The 20,113-nt window shown below is 51.7% G+C and carries 6 protein-coding genes; 4 read left to right on the forward strand and 2 right to left on the reverse strand.

Translation table 11 applies throughout. The features are described from left to right. The first annotated feature begins 231 nt into the window (after positions 1-231). The 4 genes from ACFVRY_RS25205 to ACFVRY_RS25220 all read left to right on the forward strand — a co-directional run bounded on the left by ACFVRY_RS25205 (position 232) and on the right by ACFVRY_RS25220 (position 17,803). Complete coding sequence (locus ACFVRY_RS25205; RefSeq protein WP_387503024.1) at positions 232-14,190, forward strand: S-layer homology domain-containing protein; 13,959 nt, start codon at positions 232-234, stop codon at positions 14,188-14,190. Positions 14,191-14,362: 172 nt separating this feature from the next. Continuing rightward, complete coding sequence (locus tag ACFVRY_RS25210; protein ID WP_387503025.1) at positions 14,363-16,192, forward strand: sensor histidine kinase; 1,830 nt, start codon at positions 14,363-14,365, stop codon at positions 16,190-16,192. Continuing rightward, on the forward strand, positions 16,167-17,321 hold the full coding sequence (locus ACFVRY_RS25215; RefSeq protein ID WP_387503026.1) for a response regulator: 1,155 nt from the start codon (positions 16,167-16,169) through the stop codon (positions 17,319-17,321). The genes ACFVRY_RS25210 and ACFVRY_RS25215 overlap by 26 nt, the downstream gene beginning before the upstream one ends. A 35-nt stretch (positions 17,322-17,356) precedes the next feature. Then, positions 17,357-17,803: a riboflavin biosynthesis intermediates N-glycosidase gene (locus tag ACFVRY_RS25220; RefSeq protein ID WP_387503027.1), complete on the forward strand. Its 447-nt coding sequence runs from the start codon at positions 17,357-17,359 to the stop codon at positions 17,801-17,803. A 109-nt stretch (positions 17,804-17,912) separates the two neighbouring features. Here the strand turns inward: ACFVRY_RS25220 and ACFVRY_RS25225 are convergent, their stop codons facing one another. Continuing rightward, the gene (locus ACFVRY_RS25225; protein ID WP_387503028.1) at positions 17,913-18,737 is read right to left on the reverse strand and encodes a WYL domain-containing protein; all 825 of its coding nucleotides are present in this window, start codon (positions 18,735-18,737) and stop codon (positions 17,913-17,915) included. Next, positions 18,712-20,037 carry a helix-turn-helix transcriptional regulator gene (locus tag ACFVRY_RS25230; RefSeq protein WP_387503068.1) on the reverse strand — a complete coding sequence of 442 codons (1,326 nt, stop codon included), beginning with the start codon at positions 20,035-20,037 and terminating at the stop codon, positions 18,712-18,714. The genes ACFVRY_RS25225 and ACFVRY_RS25230 overlap by 26 nt, the downstream gene beginning before the upstream one ends. Positions 20,038-20,113 lie beyond the last annotated feature (76 nt).

The raw sequence follows: 20,113 nt of genomic DNA on the forward strand, positions 1-20,113 counted from the left end.
GTTAGACCTTAATCATTATTCCTGAAAATAATTATCCCATTCGACAAAAAACGTGAAAGCTTGATGCTACGCGGTTTTTGTCTCTTTTTTATCTAAATTTTTCATTATTCTTTTATTCACCCTCTATAGACTTATATATGGAAGCTATGAATTCCATCTATGAACAAGAAAACCGGGCAAGCCCAATACATGCAGTAGGGCAAGGATCGTTTTATGAAGGGGGAAATCATTTTGGGACAGCATTTTGCGAGAAAATGGAAGATCATTGTGTTCAATTGGCTTTTGATTGTAAGTATGCTCACGGGGATGCTGGAGCCTGTCCTTGGCCTCGGCAACAAAGCTGAGGCGGCAGGAACCGTGGCTTCAATCCCGACGGATATCGCGGGCCATTGGGCGCAGCAGCCACTCAGTGAATGGGTGGATCAAGGACTCATTAAAGGCTTTGAGGATGGCACCTTTCGTCCGAATGGGATCATCACACGTGTAGAATTCGTCACACTGGTGAATCGCTTGTTTGCTTATAAAGGAACAAGCGATGTGACCTTCAAGGATGTGCCAGCCGATGCCTGGTTTGCATCTCAGGTCAGCGCAGCTGTGCAGGCTGGCTATTTGAAGGGGTTCCCTGACGGGACCTTTCAGCCGGGTAAATCTCTGTCCCGCGTGGAAGCCGCGGTGATGGTCGCGAAGCTTGTTCCTCTCCTCCTCAAGGAGGGAGAGAACCCGCTGGAGGCGTTCAAGGACAAAGGCAGTGTGCCTGCCTATGGCCGCGATCCGCTAGCCGCCCTGCTGGCGGCGGGCTACATCAAGGGCTTCCCGGATCAAACCGTTGGTCCGGGCAAGCCGCTTACGCGGGCCGAAGCTGTAGTGCTGCTGGACCGCGTGATGAAACCATCGGCGACTAGTGCCGATGGGGGTGTGATTCCAGCGGCCAAGACGCTGGAATCAGGAGGTACTTATGGGCCGGCTACAGGCACATTTACGGTCGCCGGGGATCTTACCGTCAACGCGCCGGGCACTACATTGCGTAATTTGGTGGTCAAAGGAAACCTGGTGATCGGTCAAAAAGTCGGGGAAGGCGATGTCTACCTTGATCATGTGACCGTGTTGGGGAAGACCTCAATCAATGGCGGCGGGGAACATAGCGTACATATTGATGATTCTCAGCTCCAGACCGTTGTGGTTAATAGGGTGGATGGCCGGATTCGGGTGGTTGTCGGCGGAACGACAGTTATCTCGCAGATGGATGTTCAGTCGGATGCCAGTGTCGAGTCGAACGTGGCACCGTCCAGCAGCGGTATAGAGGGCATTACGATTTCTGCCACCGGAGAAGTTACGCTATCCGGGAATTTCACTCTAGTTGAGGTCAAGAGCAATGTGAAGCTGACCATCAACTCAGGAACGACTAGTCGCATCATCGTTAACGAGGGTGTACAATCCTCAACGATTATCTTGAACAAAGGCGTAAGGGTAGACCACATCGAATTCCACGGCACAGCCAGTGTTAAAGGTGAGGGAGAGATTCTCAAAGCGCTGGTGGATGCGCCGAATGTTACCTTCGAGACCAAGCCGGGCAGCGTGGAAACAACGGAGCGTGGAAAATCCTCCTCTACACCTTTGCCGGGTGCCGTTGCTGGTGGTAACGGTGGTGGAAGTGGCGGCGGCGGTGGAGGTGGAGGTGGAGGAACAACTCCGCCAACCCCGACTCCGCCATCCAACACAACGGTGGAAGTAACGGTGACTGTTCCAGCCACAACAGGTTTCCGGCTTAATTTCAGCACTCCCATTACGAATCTTACAGCTGCGGATTTCTCGCTTAAAGATCCTAAGGGCCGTGTCCTGGAAGTCGGGTTCGTGGGTTCGTTAACCGGAGGAAGCTCCTACCGGGTGACCGCTAACTTAAACGAAGGCGAGATTTATTCCGTTGCACTGGCTAAGCCAGGGTACGACTTCGGGGCTCCGGTAACCTTCAGTGTACCGGTCACACCGCCACAAGATATTGCAGTCACGAAGATGGTACAGAATATTAGCACCACAGGCTTTAGGGTATTGTTCGACAAGCCCGTTATCGGCTTGCAGAACTCTAATTTCTCACTCATACGTACTGGCAACGGCGGGAGAGTCACGATTGGAGAAGTCACGCCGAACAGCGAAGGTATCTCTTATGACGTCACTGTCTCCTTGGAAGAGGGCGTTACGTATTCATTGATGGTTACGAAGCCAGGTTATAGCTTTGGCCCAGCGGCAACGATTTTCGTGCCAGTTACAGATCCCGGAATGATTTCTGTAACTGCCGAGGTATACGGAATCAGTGAAGATGGCTTTAAAGTATCGTTCAGCCCAGCGGTGGCTGGATTGGACGGTTCGAGCTTTATCCTTTTGAATAAGGCCAATCAACCCGTTGCAATCAGCGGAGCGACAAGTTCCGACGACGGCATTTCCTATACGGTGGCTGCCGCATTGACGAAGGGAGAAACTTACGGACTTCTCATCGAGAAGAGCGGCTACAGCTTCGGAGCGGCGTTGGCGTTTGCCGTGCCTGGCGAGGAGACGACGACGGTAACGCCTTTGGCGAAGAACGTCAGACCCTATGGCTTTCTCCTGACGATGGACAAGACGTTGCCGGAATTGGATGCATTGAACTTCGTTCTGAAGAACGGGCGCAAAGAGAGTGTAAGCATAGATATGCTCAGCGCGGTGGTTGTCGGTAAGGAATACGAGGTGTGGTCCACGCTGGATAAGGCCGACACGTATACCCTCTCACTGGACAAGGAAGGATACGCCTTTACAGAGCCTGTTGTCCTGAAAGTGGAGGCGGAGAAATTGCCGTCTTCGGTTGGCTGGGTTACGCACAGCGGCTTTGAGATTGTGTTTCAGAACCCTATTTCCGGTCTTACTGCCGGTGACCTTAAGCTGGAGGATAACAGTGGCCGGTCTGTCCAGGTTGACGGTATTCAGTTCAGTGCTGACGGCAAGTCGGCGGTCGTATCGGGAGATCTGTCCACAGAAGGGGTGTATCACTACCGCCTGGATACAGAAGATGCGTGGTACTTCGAAGGAACAGTCAGTGTGCCTGCGATCGTGGAGATCAACAAGCACACCACCTATGAGGGGTTTCCCGGCAGCTATATCGGACTTAAGGTTCATTTCGCCTTGCCGGTGCCGGGTTTAACCGTTGCTGCTTTTAAGCTGAAGGACGGAAGCGGCAATCCCATCGCTCTAGACTCGGTTACAAGCGACGATCATGGCAAAAGTTATTTGTTGCAAACGTCACGGCTCAACTCGGGTGGCCCTTTTGTACTTGCAGTTACCGCTGCGGGGTACAGCTTCGGTGAACCGGCGACACTAGTCAGTGCTACCCTGAACGTCTGGAACGCCGGACGGCAGCCGACTCAGTTCATGGCGGGTCTTAACCCGGCTGTGCCAGGCCTGACCAAGGATAATTTCTTTGCGAAAGATGCCGCAGGCAATGAGGTAGCCATTACCAATGTGGCGTGGGACAGCGGTCAACGGATGTACATTGTTACTTTTGCCGGATCAGGGGGGCAGAGCTATACCGTCTCGGTAAAAGTAAGCGGATATGACTTCGGGGCTCCGAAAACGATTTGGGTATTCGCCCAGAATAAGATTATTGAGCCTTCTTATACAGGGTTTAGATTAGTACTGGTTCCTCCTGTTGTGATCAATAAGGAGTTTGGATTTAAGCTGACGAAGTCGGACGGCACTCCGGTGGCTATCCAATCAGTCGTTATGGAAGACGAAGGCTCCAGCTACCGGATATCTGCTAATTTGCAGCCGGACACCTATCAATTGACAGTGGATGCGGAGATGGACAGCAATATTTTCACAGTCAAGGTTCCCGTGCTTGCGACAGTCTCGGTGAACCAGATTGCTAGTAGCGGAGTTAACGTGAAGCTGAATTATGCGCTGGATGGTCTGAGTGCGAGCAACTTTGTGCTTGTCAATACGGTTACGGGTGATCCTGTAGCCATCCAGTCTGCATTGACAGCGGACCAAGGCAGCAATTATCAGCTGGCGGCCAATTTGCCGGGTGGAAAATATAATCTGAAGCTAACCGGCCATTTGCCGGCAGCCGGGGTTGATTTTCAGGTAGCGGAAACGATTCACGCGGGGGCAACGAAGGTATCCAATATCACGAATGCGGGCTTTGATCTCTCATTTGAGAATCCCGTGCCCGGCCTGCTTCCGTCCCATATCAGCATCAAAGACGCGCAGAATAACAAGGTTAGCGGACTAACCCTATCGACAGCCGATAACGGTGCAACCTATCATGTGCGTGTAGCTCTCGCTAACAACGCGGACTATACGATGACGCTGAACAAGGATTTTATCGTCTTTGATTCACCCGTCACGTTCCACGTCAACCGATTCATCTCGGCCAGTGTGGCAGACGTAACGAGTGACGGACATCTGACCTTGAAGTTCACACCAGCTTTCCCGGAGATCGAGAATTACTTGGGCTTGTCGATCACGGATGAAGCCGGCACTGTATATTATCCTAACCTGTTCGAATCGGCTGACGGCGGCGCGACCTATCAGCTCTATGTGCCGAGCCGGATTCAACCGGGTACAGCCTATCAGATCAAGCTGAACAAGGATGAATTCTCGATGAACCCGGTGACGTTTATCACTCCGCCGGTACTTACCGTTAGCGAGGCGAATGTTTCGGGATTGAAGCTCAGACTGGATACACCTATTCCAGGGCTGGACAAGAAACATTTTATCGTGAAAAGCGATGCTGGTGAGACTCTGGCACTGACTTCGGCAGCTACAGACGACGCAGGAGCTACCTACCTGCTTCAGGGTACGCTGGAGAGCGGCAGGCATTATACCGTTCAGTACAAGTCGGATCTACTGTACCAAATCAATGACCCAGTGCCATTTACGATTGTCAGAACGGTCAAGGCAACCATTAGCAGCGTAACAGCCTCCGGCTTCAAGCTTCAGTTCAGCTCCAGCGTCCCTGGCTTGACGCCGCAGCAGGTCATTCTGCGTGATCCGCAGGGGAATGTGATCCAGGTATTGTCTTCTTTGAAGACTACGGATCAAGGCTTAAGCTATCTGGCTGCGCTGGATACTGTTTTGCCAGGCAAAGGCTACACCCTCGATTTGGCCAGAGATGAGTTTAAACTGGAGGCTCCTGTAGCCTTTGATATACCGGTCACTGCCAAGGTCGGTCTTGTGAGCACAGCAGTGAATAAAATCATTGTGTCTGTCACTCCAAGCCTGCCAGGTCTGACCACAGATCATTTCTCGCTGTTTGACAGCAAAGGGAAAAAGATTGCCATAAGAGTAAGCAATCCCGGCAGCGGATTCTACAGCATCGAAGGCGAATTTAATCCGGCAGAACTGTACACGCTCCAGACGGTTTATCCAGGTTATGTATTCGGAGCACCGCTGTCTATCGGGTTCAAGCTGTGGGTCGATGGCATCATTCATGCTGCTTCCACAAAGGGCTTCAGACTGGCATTGGTCCCGTTCGTGCCGAATCTCAGTGCGACTGACATTACAGTCACCGACGAGGCAGGAAATACGGTGACGGTGCAATCCCTCCAGCCTGTGAGTGCGGCTGTGGACTACTACAATGTCAGTGTACCGCTCTCCGGCGGCAAAACTTATCAAGTGACCATTGCCGACAAAGCTCCGTATGCTTTTGGCAAGCTAGACAAGATTAAGTTGAACTCCCGCACGGCCACCGTTGATGGACTGTCCTTGAAGGGGTTCAAGCTGCACATGTCCTCAGCACTCAATCTGGGAGGACCCGAAGTTGTTCTGGTTGACGATCAGGGCGGGGAAGTCACTATAGATTCTATCGTCAGCCGCAATGCCGGACTGACTTATGAGATTGGGGCGACTCTCAAGGCAGGCGTGCACTATTCACTGGGGCTGAACAAGCCGGAATATGATTTCGGAGCCAGCATTCCATTACTGGTGCAGCCAGTCGCGGCCACGTTTGAGGGAATGGAAAGAGGGAACAACCATGCCTTTATGCTCCGGTTCGATCATGCGGTGCCGGATATGCTGCCAAGCGAATTCAAGCTGCAGCGGGATGGTATTCCAGTTGCCACTGCCTCGAAGGTGTCCACAGAGGACGGGGGCAACACGTATAAAGTGGAGTATGACTTCCGCGGCACGGCGCAATATACGGTTCTTCCGGTCAAGGACGGTTACGACTTCGGCAAGCCGGTCGTCGTTGAGGTGCCGGTGATCGTAAGCTCCACCGTGCTGAACACGGGAGCTTCGTATGTCGACATCGGTCTGAATCCGGCGGTGCCGGGCTTGACAGCAAGTGACTTCACGTTGAAGGACAGCACCGGGCAAGCCTTGACTGCCGCGTCCGTAGTAACGGAGGATGGCGGCGCTACTTACCGCGTCAAGTCCTCCTTCATTGGGGGCAAGACGTATACGATTGCGCTAGCCAAGAATGGTTATGATTTTGGTGATGCGGTTTCTGCTGTGCTTCCGAGCGTCATCAAGGGTGAGGTTGGAGACATCGGGGACAAAGAATTTACGATTCTGCTCACCCCTGCTGTCGGAGGCCTCCAGGCCAGCAGCTTCATCCTTCAGAATGCCGGTGGTCAGACCGTACCGCTTACGTCCGTCAAAGCGTTAAACGGTGGATCAGGTTACACCTTGTCTGCGGCGCTGATGGCAGGAGACAGCTATTCGGTGAAGCTGGCAGCGGGTTATACACTGGACGCTCCGCTTGTCTTGACGATGCCGGTACCGATCGAACTAACGACCGAGAATATCCATAGTGAGGGACTGACGGTCAGGCTCAACCGGGCGGTTCCCGGCCTCAGCGGAGGGAATTTCCGATTGGCCGATGCAGAGGGGCAGACCGTCTCTGTCATTACTGCGACAACGATGGATGGAGGCCTGACCTATACCGTTCGTGCGGCCCTGCAATATGGCGGCACGTACAGTGTGAAGATGACGAAGAACGGCTATGATTTCGGAATAGGATTGCCGTTTACCGTGCTGAAACGTGTTACGAAATCGGTGACGGCGCTGTCCGGGAACGGATTTGTGTTAAGTTTGCAGACGGCCGTTCCAGATCTGAAGACAAGCAATGTAATGTTGAAGGACAGCACAGGAGAGTCTGTGATCATTGATTCTCTGGTAACCACGGACGGAGGCTTGACCTATGAGGCAGTAGCCAAGCTGACAGAAGGAACGGTGTACACGTTGTCCGTTACCGCGCAAGGCTATGATTTTGGTCCGCCAGTTCAACTGGATGTCAGGGAAATGCCGGTCTTGTCCGCTTCGGATATTACGACCGCAGGATTCAATTTGAATCTTAGCGTGGCGGTTCCGAATCTGAGTTACACGAAGGTGTATTTGACCGGGGCGGATCACCAGCTGATCAAGCTGGATAGCAGCAGGTTCTATGATCCGAACCAAAACACCGCGAAGGCAGGCAGGACGTATACCGTACGCGTGCCGCTAGTGGTTGGACAGACTTACATCCTGTCCATTAACGATCCAGCGCACCCGACGAAAGGTCCGGTTGAAGTTATTGTGCCGGTTGCGGTCAGCGCTAAAGTGACGAAATCGGCCGCAAGCGGAATCACGTTATTGCTGGGTCAGGGAAAACTTGATCTCCAGGCAGCGGATGTTGAAATCCTGTCCGCAGGGGGTGATCCCGTAGCTGTAACAGGTGTCGCTGCCGGCGAAACGGCGGGAACCTATACCGTTCAAGCGGCACTTGCGGAAGGCAATACGTACTCCCTGCGCTTGAAGAAACAAGGCTACGACTTCGGGCCAGCGATCAGTGTCTACGTCGCCTATCAGGTGACAGCCAAGTTGATCGGCGTCAACGAGAATGGTTTTACCCTTAGCTTGAATATTCCGGTACCGGAGCTTGGCCTGACCCTGCTCGACGCCGGGACCAAGGTTACGATTAGCTCGGCAAGTACGGCAGATTACGGTCAAACCTATCAGGTGAAGGCCAACCTGGCCTACAATAAAGAATTCAAGCTCAAGCTTAGCAAAGCCGGTTATGAATTTGAAAATGAGCTAGTGGTGAACAACATCAGCTCACCGCCACAACTGCTCAATGCCGTGTCTAACGAAAGCGGTACTCAGGTTATCCTTACCTTCGATAAGCTGCTGGAAAGCGTCATTGCCAGTTCGTCCTTCTCCGTAAAGATTGACGGGCAGTGGCAAAGCCTGGTGAATGCTGCGCTTGGGAATGACAAGACGCAGATTATTTTAACCTGGAATGCTTCGGGCCGTGGAATAGGCTCTACTTCAACCGCCTGGGTGGCATATACCGGCGTGAATAGAGTAAAAGCGGTCAATCAGACGTATTTGCCGACGTTTAACGACATGCCGGTGACGAATGTAGCGACCATTCAAGGCTTGGTTACCAGCTATGCGTATAAGAATGATGCGGCCTATCCGGCGAGGGTACTGCATGAGCAATACGGTAAGACCGCGCTGGAGACTGCACAGCTGCTTAGTAACGGGGGCTTTAAGACTGCGAATATTTACAAAACGCTTGTTACGGAATATATGCTGAGTCGCAGTGATCTTGCTCCGATTCTCTATAAGCTGGATGCTGACGCCATAACCATATTCGAAGCCTATGATTCGATAAGAAGATCCGATAGCGCTTTTGGTTCCGAACTCATTGGCGAATTAATTGCAGCGGGCTATACAACAGATACACTTGGCCCTGCGCTGCGGAAATTTGGTTATTCCAGCAAGGATCTGACCGGCTACCTGAAGTATTACAAGGTGCCGGCAGCGCAAACCGCAAGTATTCTTCGGACGCATTATAGCGAGACAAGCGGCGGGACTGCTGCATTGCTGCAATTGGCCCGTTATGACAAGAAGGAGATCGCTGGTGCCGTTCAAGCGGCCTACGGGTTAAGCTCATTTGATACGGTGCAAGCCCTTCAAGAAGGTCAGCAAACGGCAAGAGATACGGCTTCTCTTATTAAAGACCTGTATGGTGCGGATGCCATTACGGCGGCCACATGGCTGTCCCAAAGCGGATATCCCGATCATGAGGTCGCGGGTGCGATTGCGGAATTCTACAATTTTGCAAGTGCAGAAGAAGCGATTCAGGCCTTCCTGGGCGCAGGCTTCTCCGTGCCGTATCTGTATTCGATGCTTAGAAAAAAATATCCGCAGCCAGAGGGCGCAGTTGCGCTGCTGAATGCGAAGATCGCTCCAAGAACGGTTGCGGAGGCGGTTCAATCGACCGGTGACGGGGCCGGGGTCATGATCAGCGCACTGGTACGCAAGAATTATGGTGTAAAAGAAATTGCAGGCATCGTCAACGACCTGTGGGTAGCCGCAGGTGTAAGTCTGAATGACGTTATGGCTCAGTTCGCTTCCAGCGGCTTTGATCTCTCGGCAAGAGCCGCTCTGCTGCGGGAAGAGTTCGGAGCAGACATCGGTACTGCGCTGGGCATTTTATACCCAAATGCGCGCAATGCAACGATGAAATATTTGCTCGCGGCAGGCTACGATCACGTTAGTCTGACTGATTATTATCTCAGACATGTGTATTCGGGCAATCGTTATGAAGTGTTCCGGCAGCTCCGGCTTGCCGGGCAGACAGCGACCAAATCACTGCAAAGCATTCATGATGCCCTGATCCAGGCAGGAGAAGCGTTCACCCTGGACGATGCCATGAAGCTTTTCTTCAATGATTATACAAGCCGTTATGAGGCAGCCGATGTCTTGGCGGCCATCCGGTCGGTATTCGCCGGGGATTTACAGGTCAAGCTGGATGTGGAGACCGTCGCCACAGCGATGAGTAACGTACAAATGTGGGACAAGTACGCGATCGGCAAAGCTCTAATCAGTCAGATGGGTGTAACCCTGGAACAATGGGTGGAGCTGGAGCGGACTAGCGCGTTCGCCAGATTTGGCTGTGCATGCTCCGTTGCTACTGTAGTCAAGGACGTTCAGTATTTGTTCTCCAAAGCTACGCTGCCCGATATCACTGTAGCCATGAGTATGTCCAAGCTGTACACGCTGGACCTTATCATCGAAGGCACGATTAATTTCTACTCCACGCAAGGGATTAGAGCTAAAGGGATGCCGTATCTGCTATCGGCATTGAAGAATGCGGGGTACGCCTTCGAAGAAGTGGCAGCTGCCTTCGACAGCAAGGGCTGGAGTGAGTGGATTATGGCTTTCAGCAGTTATGGTATTGCTGCAAGCGACGTCACCGCTTATCTGAAGAGTACGGGACTACCGATGGAGCAGGTTGTGGAGCGGCTGGCTCCTTATCCTCTGAAGGACAGAGCGCTTGTTCTGCGTGAGGCCTATGGTCTGGATTCCAGCGCAGCCATGTCGGTGTTGCTTCAGCATACACAAGAAGACCAGGAGATCATCGGCTGGGCGTTGGCCTGGGCATACGGGAGTGATCCCATCACGTTATGGATTCAGACACTCCGGTCGCAAGGGGCAACGGCCACATCCGTGATTAATACCCTGGCTGCACGCTACCGCACGTATTGGGATTCCGAGATGGTGGGTCCCGCCCTTGTCCAGGGCGGCTTTAGCCAGGAGGAGGTCATGAAGGGGCTGATTGTTCATTCTTCTAACCGCAACAACCTGCAAGCGACGATTGCTTTGCTGCAAAAGCTGTATGGACAGCAGCAGGTTACCATCGCACAGATTCTTAAAGCTTCCGCGATTGAATCGCCTGCTGAAGGAATTAGTTTCTTGCAAAAAGGCGGATACAAGCTGGGTGACATTGCCCGCGCCTTGAAGGACTATTACGGACTGGAGGCTGGAAAAGCGACACAACTGCTCGTTGCAGCTTATCCTAACAGCCAGAACATTATCCTGACAGGTATGGCCAGTGTCTATGGTCAAACCCTGGAGACGACAGTATTTGAAACCTTGCAGGCGCAAGGCATCAGCAATGCCGACGAAGCGATAGATTATTTGCGCAACGCAGGCTTTGGCATCAAAGAAATCTCCGTCGTGGTCAAAGAGAAATTCGGACTAACCGCGGGCCAAACGGCGGCAGGTTTTCTGAAAAAGCCGGTAGGCGATAAGAATGCCCTGATCACAGCGGTTGCTACTGCCTATAATCTGCCTGTGGAGACGGCCCTTTATAGTCTGCTTCAAGAGCAGGGAGTTACTTCTTTTGCAGAAGCCATCTCCTTCGTATTCCAGAACCATTTCAGTCTGGCTACCAGCATCAAGCTGGCTAAGGCGTATGGTTTATCGGCAGGCGGAGCCTTGCAGGCCCATCTGAATTCTATGCTGTACCGTCAAGGCGATGTAGTGGCGGGTGTATCCGATATTTATGGAAGCACACAGCAGTCTAACATCGCGGATTCACTGAAGGCAGGCGGTATGAACACACTTGACGCTGCGGTGCCGTTCTTGCAGAAGATGCGCTATGACCTGGAGGGCATTGTCCGTGTGGGCAAGGAGCATTATAACCTGACGCCAGGAGAGACCATCGCTGCATTGATGACAGAGGGCTCGTATGACCGGCCTGAAATTGAGGGGGCTGTAGCTAAGATATACAATCAGTCACTGGAGCAGACGAAGCTGGAGTCACTAAGCTCACTGGGAATTAGCGTATTCCCTGATGCCCTGCCGAAATTGCAGCAAGCCGGATTCACGTTGACCGATCTCGTCCTGGCAGCCAAAACCTACTATAAGTTAATGGCTGGCGAAACGACGTATACGTTAATGCAAACACAGCATTATCCGGCAGCGGACATTCTATCTATAGTTGCGCAGGAATACGGCAAGCCGGTTCAGCAAAGTCTGGATGAGCTGCTGAAAGCGAGCGGTATTCCCTCGATTGCTGAGGCTGCACCTTACCTGCGTACCATGGGTTACACTCTGCAGGATGTAATCGAAGTGTCCAAAAATTATTACGGGAACACGTCCAAGGCTACGATAGAAGCACTGATGGCTCTTCATTTTGAAGATGGGAATGTTATAGAATGGACGGTTCTTCATGTCTACGGGGAGGATTCGCAGGAAGCTGTAGGCCGTTCACCGCAAAAGGTACTGCAGGAAGCTGAGATTACGGAGGAGAAGGCGGCGGTTACTTATCTGTGGGCAGCTGGCTTTTCCCTGGTTGAGATTGCAGACATGTTCAAGAAGCACTATGGAAAATCGTCTGTGGAAACGGCCGGATTGCTCATTACGAATGGATCGTTCTCAGCGACAGCGATCCTGAACAGTCTAAATACCGTCTATGGTTCAACGTATGATGCAGGCTTAATGAACGCTTTTAAGACAGCGGGGCTGTTCACGAGTGCGGATGCTGCCGCTCTCGAGCTGAGTAATGGCGGCTATCGGTTGACGTATATTACCGAGATGCTGAAGAAGAGTTACAGCAAGACGCGATCAGAGGCAAAGACTATTCTGACGGCACTGGGTCTGTATTCGGCAACGGCGGTCCAATCGGCGGTAGAGCAGGTCTATGACGCAGTTAACACATCGTCAGGTACCCTGCAGGATGTGCTTGATCTCTATGGGATCACGACGGCCGAGGGTGCCACAGCTTTCTTGATCAAGCAGAACGCTCCAGTTCAGGATATCCTTCAATATTTGAAGGATGCCTACAACATGGGGGCTGATCAGGCGACGGAAATGCTTGCTCCATCCTACAAAGGTCCGGAACTGGGGCTTGCCGTATTCAAGGTTTACTATAATGATGCAAATGTCGGGTATCTGGCGAAGATTCTTCCGGCAGGCAGCGCCTCGTCTCCGGGCAGTGTCGCCAGCTTTATGAAAGGCAAGTTCAAGGATACGGATATTGTGCTGGCGTTGAAGGTGCTCTTCAACCTGGATGAGCTGGGGGTAACGGACACAGTGTCTACGACAGTGATGTCAGCAGAACGTCTCCGTGCAGCCGTCCGTGAGGTGTTCGGAAGAGATCCTTTATTCGCTTATCTGAAACGGATGAAGGAGCGGGGAGCTAACGCGAACGACGTTGCCGCAGAGCTGGATATCCGGGGACTGCTGGAGCCAGCCCCATCGAGCTACTTGGTCAATACACTGTTGGCGCTGGGCTATGACAACGCCAGCGTGCTGAAGATGCGGTACAATTATTACAACGATTCCCGCAAGAATGCAGGTACTGAGGAAGAACAAGGTAAGCAATTGGTTCAGCTTGGTGTGGATACCCCGGCGGCCATTGTGCAGTACCTAAGAAAGTGGAATCTGCTGCCATACAAGGTCATTAACATTGTAAAAGCAGGATTGCCTAATGCTGCCATGACGGATATTGCACTCGCCATGCGTGAACAAGGATATGGCACCCAGGCTGTCATGGGCGGCCTAGATGCGGTAGGCCAACGAGGCGATGATATTGCTGCGATTCTGAGAAAACTGGGATTGTCGGCGGTGGAAGCCTTAAGCTTCCTGAGTAACCGCTCGTCGGATGATCAGCTTCACTGGCTGATCCGCAACGGCTATACACCTGTTGAATATATTAGGTACAGAAATGTCGGGTCCGATAATACCATTGCCATCCTGAAGGCAACGGGCATGTCGGCAGACGATCTGGCAAAGCTGCTCTCCAAGAACCTGAATATGGGCTACTATAAGATTGCCAAATCGCTATACGATGGCGGATTTAAGACCATCAAGGAGGTGGCAGCTGCGCTGCTTGCCGCAGGCTGCCGTCCTGGCTGGGTTCCAATGTATCTTCAGGAGATCGCAGGCTGGACGCTCAAGGAAATTGCCAAGGCTATGCTGGAATCGAATCTGATCACGCTCACGGATTTGGTGACGGCGCTTCAGATAGCGAATGGCAACAACTTGAAGTATACGTTCCAGATTATCAAAGAAGTCTCGACCCGTGAGAGACAAGCCTATTATGATGGGCTGAACTCCGCGGAACGCAAGCTGCTGAACAACAATGAGATCGCACTGATTGTTACCGCTTCAGCCTTGCGCCATGCCAACATCAGTCTTTCCAAAATCACGGACCAGCTAAAAAATGACGGTGTATATGAACCGGAGATCGCGCTGAAAGTATTGTTCTTATCCGGATTCAATGTGCTGGATGCTACGGATACTGTGTGGGATGCCTATCGTGGTGTGATCGGTGCGATGATTATTCTGGCTATGCTCAAAAAAGCCGGAGGCGCGTATATCGCCGATTTCAGCAGATATTACACGCTGATCTCCAAGGTTACCAAAATCGTATATGAACTGAGTAAATAACGTTTGTTGCAAAAGTTTTCAGGGAGGCCGATCCGGTTACGGGTCGGTCTTTTGAAAATAAAAGAGGGATTACGCGGCTCTTCTCCTTGCGTTTATAATGGAACAAACGGGGAGGATAATGCTCCTGTTCTATGTGTAGATTGCAATTATTTGATATAAGGGAGACGCAGCTGTGGACACAAGATTATGGATGTCGGTCACACTTTTTTTCGCAACAGGACTTATGCTGTTCGTCTCTTTCCTGTCTTACCAGAAACGCCATCTACCTGTTGCCAAAACGATGATTCTGATTATGTTGTCGGCGGCGTTCTATTCGCTGGGGTACGGATTTGAGGTGTTGAGCCGAACTTTGGAGCAAGTGAAGCTGTCGCTTCAAATCGAATATTTAGGTATTCCGTTCATTTCGACGCTCTGGTTCTTTCTAGCTCTCCAATTCACAGGGACGGGATTTCGTTATCGCAAAGTACTTGCACTGATCCTGTTCGCTATCCCCATGACAGTCTTTATCCTTCATCTCACCAATGATTGGCATCACCTGGTGTATGAGCGTTATATTCTGAATACAGAGTCTTCCATCCCCCTCTACACTACGGTCAAGGGACCCTGGTATAAGGTGCATACTGTCTATAATTATTCCGTTGTACTATGCGGTATTTCGCTGTTTATCCCCATGTACTGGAAGGCTTTGCCGATGGTACGGAAGCAGATTGTTGTTCTGCTGCTTGGCGCTGTGGCTCCATTTCTGCTTAATACGTTCTTTTGGTATGGCACGAATGTTGACCTGACACCCTTCGGATTTGCTATTTCGGGTGTGGCTTTCGTGTGGGGTATCCTGCGGTTCAATTTACTGCGATTAACGCCGCTTGCCCTCGCCAAGGTGTTCGAGACGATCAGGGACGGGGTAGTACTGCTGGATTATGATGATCGAATTGTCAGTTACAACAGTGCTGCGATAGAAGTACTCCCGGAGCTGGGATCGACGAAGCATTATCCGGTCGAGATGGAGAAAGTGTTGGGGAATAGCCCTGAACTGCTTGAACGTATTCGGGCGGCAGGGGAGGGGGAAGAGCGGTTCCCTTTTCAGCGATTTCAAGACAACCGCAACATGTACTATAACTGCAGCGTGTCGCTCATCTACGATTCGGGCCGGATTCTAATTGGCCGGATTCTAATGTTCAATGATATTACGGAGATCAAGGAAAGTGAGGCCCGGCTGCGCGAGAATGCCCGGCAGTTGTCCGAGCTTAATGCATTCAAAGACAAGCTGTTCACGATTATGGCGCATGATATCCGTGATCCGATTGCCCTTCTCGTCAGTCTGACTGAGCTGCTGGATGATGAATTGACGGCTGCCGATTTCGAGAATGCCGAGTTGGTGCGTGAGCTTAAGGGCCAAGTCCAGAGCACCTTTCATCTGGTTGATAATTTACTGGATTGGTATCGCAGTCAAAAAGGCAAGGTGGCCTTTCGTCCATTAGGCTGGAATCTGCAGCAGGTCGTACGGCAGGCTTTGCTGCTGGCTGGCCCAAAGGCCGCTATGAAGCAGATTGAGCTGACAGAGGATATTAGCGAGAAGCTGGTGGTGAGGGCAGATAAAGAGATGTTGGATCTCATTTTGCGGAATTTGCTGTCCAACGCAATCAAGTTTACGGGGGTCGGCGGTAAGATTGATATCAGAGCTGTGCTGGAGGGTGAGCGGATCATCATCTCTGTCACCGACAACGGAGCCGGAATCGATGAAGAGACCTCGGAACTGCTCCGGCTGGAGGAGCCTTTCCTGAAGGCGATGGCTACCGGAAATGATTCGGGAGATGCGAGATTTGGACTGGCGCTCACCCGTGAATTTGTCCGCATTCATGGCGGAAACCTTTGGTTCGAGAGCGAATCTGGCAGCGGAACGACCTTCTCATTCTCCTTGTCAGGCTCGCAGGGTGTGCCGGAGAGATTCGATAATAGTGATATGGAGGAGGAAGCCTATGAAAGTTATTTTGGTAGACGATGAGCCTACTATGCATTTGATTTTGCGAAAAATGCTGGTCAAATTGCCTGGCGTTCAGGTCGCAGGCGCTTTTACAGACACACGTGCTGCGACTTCTTTTCTACAGGACAATACCGATGTTGGGCTGGCTTTTGTAGACCTTTCCATGCCGGGCGAGAGTGGAATGAAATTTGCCGCCAGGATGGAAGCCGCAGCTTCTCCTGTACAAGTGGTATTTGTGACGTCGCACAAGGAATTTGCCCTGGAGGCTTACGAATTGTCTGTGGTCGATTATTTGGTGAAGCCAGTCTCCCAGGAGAGACTGGAACGGACGGTAAATCGCGTGCTGGCCAACCAACGGAGCATTCAATCCCCTGCGCAGCTCACTCCTGCTGCATCTGCTGCTGTTGCCCGCAGGAATATCCTTACGGCGCTGGGGGACGTCTCCGTGAGCAATGAGGCTGGACGGGTCAAATGGACCTCACGGAAGTGCGCGGAGCTGTTCGCTTATCTACTACTTTATCGGGGTAAGCGAATCCCCCGTTCTAGGCTGGTGAAGGATATCTTCGGCGGAATGCACCAGACGAATGCTGAGAGTTATTTGAATACCACTGTCTATCAATTGCGCAAATCGCTGGAACCACTAGGGATGCGAGAGTCAGTCCGTTCGGAGAATGATGGCTATGCACTCGAATTAAAAGATGCAGTGATTGACTACGTAGAATTTGAAAATCAAGTCAAGGCTCTGCAAAGCATGGATTCGGAAAATGTAGAGCGAGCGCTGAGCATTGAACGAACATATACAGGGGATTTGTTCGGTGACAAAGCCTATGTATGGGCCATCCATGAGACAGAGCGGTATGCGGAAATGTATACAGCGTTCGTAAAACAGCTTGCCAGGGTGCTAATTACGGCGGGAGATACCGCTGCTGCGTCGAAGCTGCTGCTTAAGCTGAACGAGCGTAATCCGCTGGACGAAGCGGTGGTTGGAGAGCTCATGACGATCCGGCAGATGACCGGAGATAAAAAAGGGCTGAACGCCCTTTACACGGACTATGTCCGGCTGCTCAGCAGGGAGCTGGGTATTCGCCCGTCTCAGGAGTTGATTCATTTGTATGATTCATTGATTAGTCAATTGGCGGATCGAAAATAAGCTGGCTGCAAAGCAGAAAGTGAGGAAGACAGAAAATGAACCCGGCAGTGAAAATCATCAATTTCTACGAAACGGATAAAGCTTATGGCTGTTTCTCCAATTTTGCCAAATATCCGATTGAATTGGAGGGTAAGACCTGGCCGACATCGGAGCATTATTTTCAGGCGAAGAAGTTTGCAGGAACGGAACACGAAGAACAAGTGCGACTGGCACCGACTCCGATGGGGGCAGCCAGAATGGGGAGGGAACGCTCCAGGCCCTTAAGAACGGATTGGGAACAAGTTAAAGTTGAGATTATGTTAGAGGCGCTGACGGCCAAAATCGGACAGCACCCTGAGATCAGGAACATTCTTGTATCCACCGGGGACTGTATATTGATTGAACACACGAAGAACGATGCTTATTGGGGAGACAATGGTGATGGAACCGGACAGAACATGTTGGGCCAACTGTTGATGCAGATCCGCAATGACCTGGGTTAAGTCCAAAGGCGAAGCGGGAGTATAACTCTTATTTTCCGCCTCCCAGATGCCTGAACCGAGGGAGAGGCAGACTAATTCTGCTCCCTCCAGCCGCAAGAATCAGGTGTCATTACGACGATAATTCCTCATCCGAAGGAAGCACGCCGTAGAGCTTCAGCGCTTTGATCGCCGATTCCTGCATCCGCTTCTTAAGGTAATTGCCCTTCACGACCCGGACCCGCTTGCCGAGAAAACGGAGCTTGGAGAGCAGATAATCGCTGTCATTCCCGGTTAGAATGATGCTGACACTGTAGGTGTCTTTATCCGCATCGTATGCAACGTCCTTTTCAAAGCTGGAGAAGGCGTAAAGAATGCGGGACAGCTCCCGGTTATATTCAGGGACGATTTCAATGCCGGCCTCAAATTTACGTGTGTCGCGCCTCAGGCTGATCTCATGAAGAATACTATCATACTCGGAAGCAGCTATAGCTTGATGTGAGACGCTGACGATTTTGCTTAGCTTGGTACTCATGAGCGAGCGCCGCCGCAAATGGTACCAGAGCAGATACCATTCCCGTTTGACCATGGAATACTCTAGTTTGTAAGGCACCCCCGCATGCCCCTCTTGTACGCTGCCACGTTTGGTTCCGTACGTCAGTTGGACCGCTTCTTTAGCCGTGATATGGCGGCGTAAGGTACGGAGAAGCGGGTGATACACTTGTTTTTCCCTGCTGCGGGCTTTTTGGATTAAGTGCTCAGCCGTATCCATCAGGGGATCAGATTCCAGCAGGGAGACCAGCTTCTCCAGCGTCCCGGCAGTGAATGCATCTGCTGCTGCGGGGTGCTCAAGCATGGTCTTCAGCCAGGCTCTTTCGTGGGAAGTGACCATGAAGGTGCCGTTGTCGTCCAGACGGGAGATGATCTGATAGTTAAAAATTTTCTCGAAAAGGTTCATAATAGGCCAATATCTCCTTCCATTCGGCGATCATTTCGCGGCGCAGCCTCACGGGTTCAAGCACTTCACAGCTGGACCCGAAGCTCCGCAGCCAGGGCTTGATCTCGGTCGTCCCATTCACGGTGATTTCGTAGATAAAAGAATACGGATCTTCGTCCACGATCTGTCCCCACTGTCCTTGCAGCAGTACCCGTTCTCTTACAAAATTCGGTTCAGAATCTCCGGGACTGTAGAATCTCACCCGCACCGTGACCGGTAGTCCAGTATCAATCAGCCAGCTATATTTCATTTTCTCGTCAAGCTTGTAGCGCTTAGTCTGGAACGCTTCCTCACTCACAGGCTGATCGTCTGTCTCCATCTGCGTGATCCCTTCCATGCGGTACTTGCGAAGGCCTTCCCGGCCGCTCGCGAGCAGATACCACCGTCCGTACTGATGGTCGTAGACGACCTTCAGCGGCAGTGTCTTTATCGAGGAGCCTTCGGTTTCGCGTTCGAACAATGGGTTGGTATTTTTGGAGCCATAGCTTTTCTCAGACTTTGGCGAGAAGTAGAGAAAGGTGACTCTACGGCGCTGGCGAATGGCACCAAGCAAGGTGAACAAATGGGCTTCGTCCAAGATCCGTGAGTAATAATGATACTTATATAAAAAAGCTTCGATGGCTGGTTGTTCGATCTGATTGCGCAAGAGATGCTTTTTCAGCCCGTCACGCAGCAGATAGCCTTGCACAGAAGGGACCTGGGTGTTCGCCATGACATCTACAAAATCATATAAGTCGATAAGCTCTTCATGGCTTAACTGCTGCACCAAATCGTTATGTACGCGGTAGCGGAAAGGACGGGTGGCCCCTTCTTTGCGGATAACCCCCACCTCTTCCAGGTACTTCAGATCCGAACGGATCGTCTTCTCATCGGGCTGGGGAACACCTGCGAGCAAGCTGCCACAGCACATGTCCAGAAGCTCCATCGCTGTCATTGCGTTTGTATTCATGGCACCCAGCAAGAGAGACAGGCGCTGGCTTTCGCTTTCTTTTACCGACTTGGCACGGAATAGAAATAACAGCATGGGATCGGTAGAGTCATAGTAGCTGTACTTTAGGGTCTCAGCGAATTCTTTACCCTGTTCCTCCGGGAGGTGCTGATAGGTAGAACTCACGATATCCTTGAGCCGGCGGATGGTCTTGTCAAAGGTATGTACGGAAATACCCAGCCGGTCAGCGAATTGCTGTCTATTGAACGCGCCGCTTGTGAGCGCAAGCATACGCAGGAATTGGATTTCTTTATCAAAGCTTTCCTTGGCCACCTGAATTCCCCGTTTCATGAATGTCTTCCTTTCATTGTAACAGGGCAGCGCTGGGGGCGGAATGGCTAACTGCTCT

This window comes from Paenibacillus sp. NPDC057934, assembly GCF_042887565.1.
In the GTDB taxonomy this organism is placed as follows: Bacteria; Bacillota; Bacilli; order Paenibacillales; family Paenibacillaceae; genus Paenibacillus_AQ.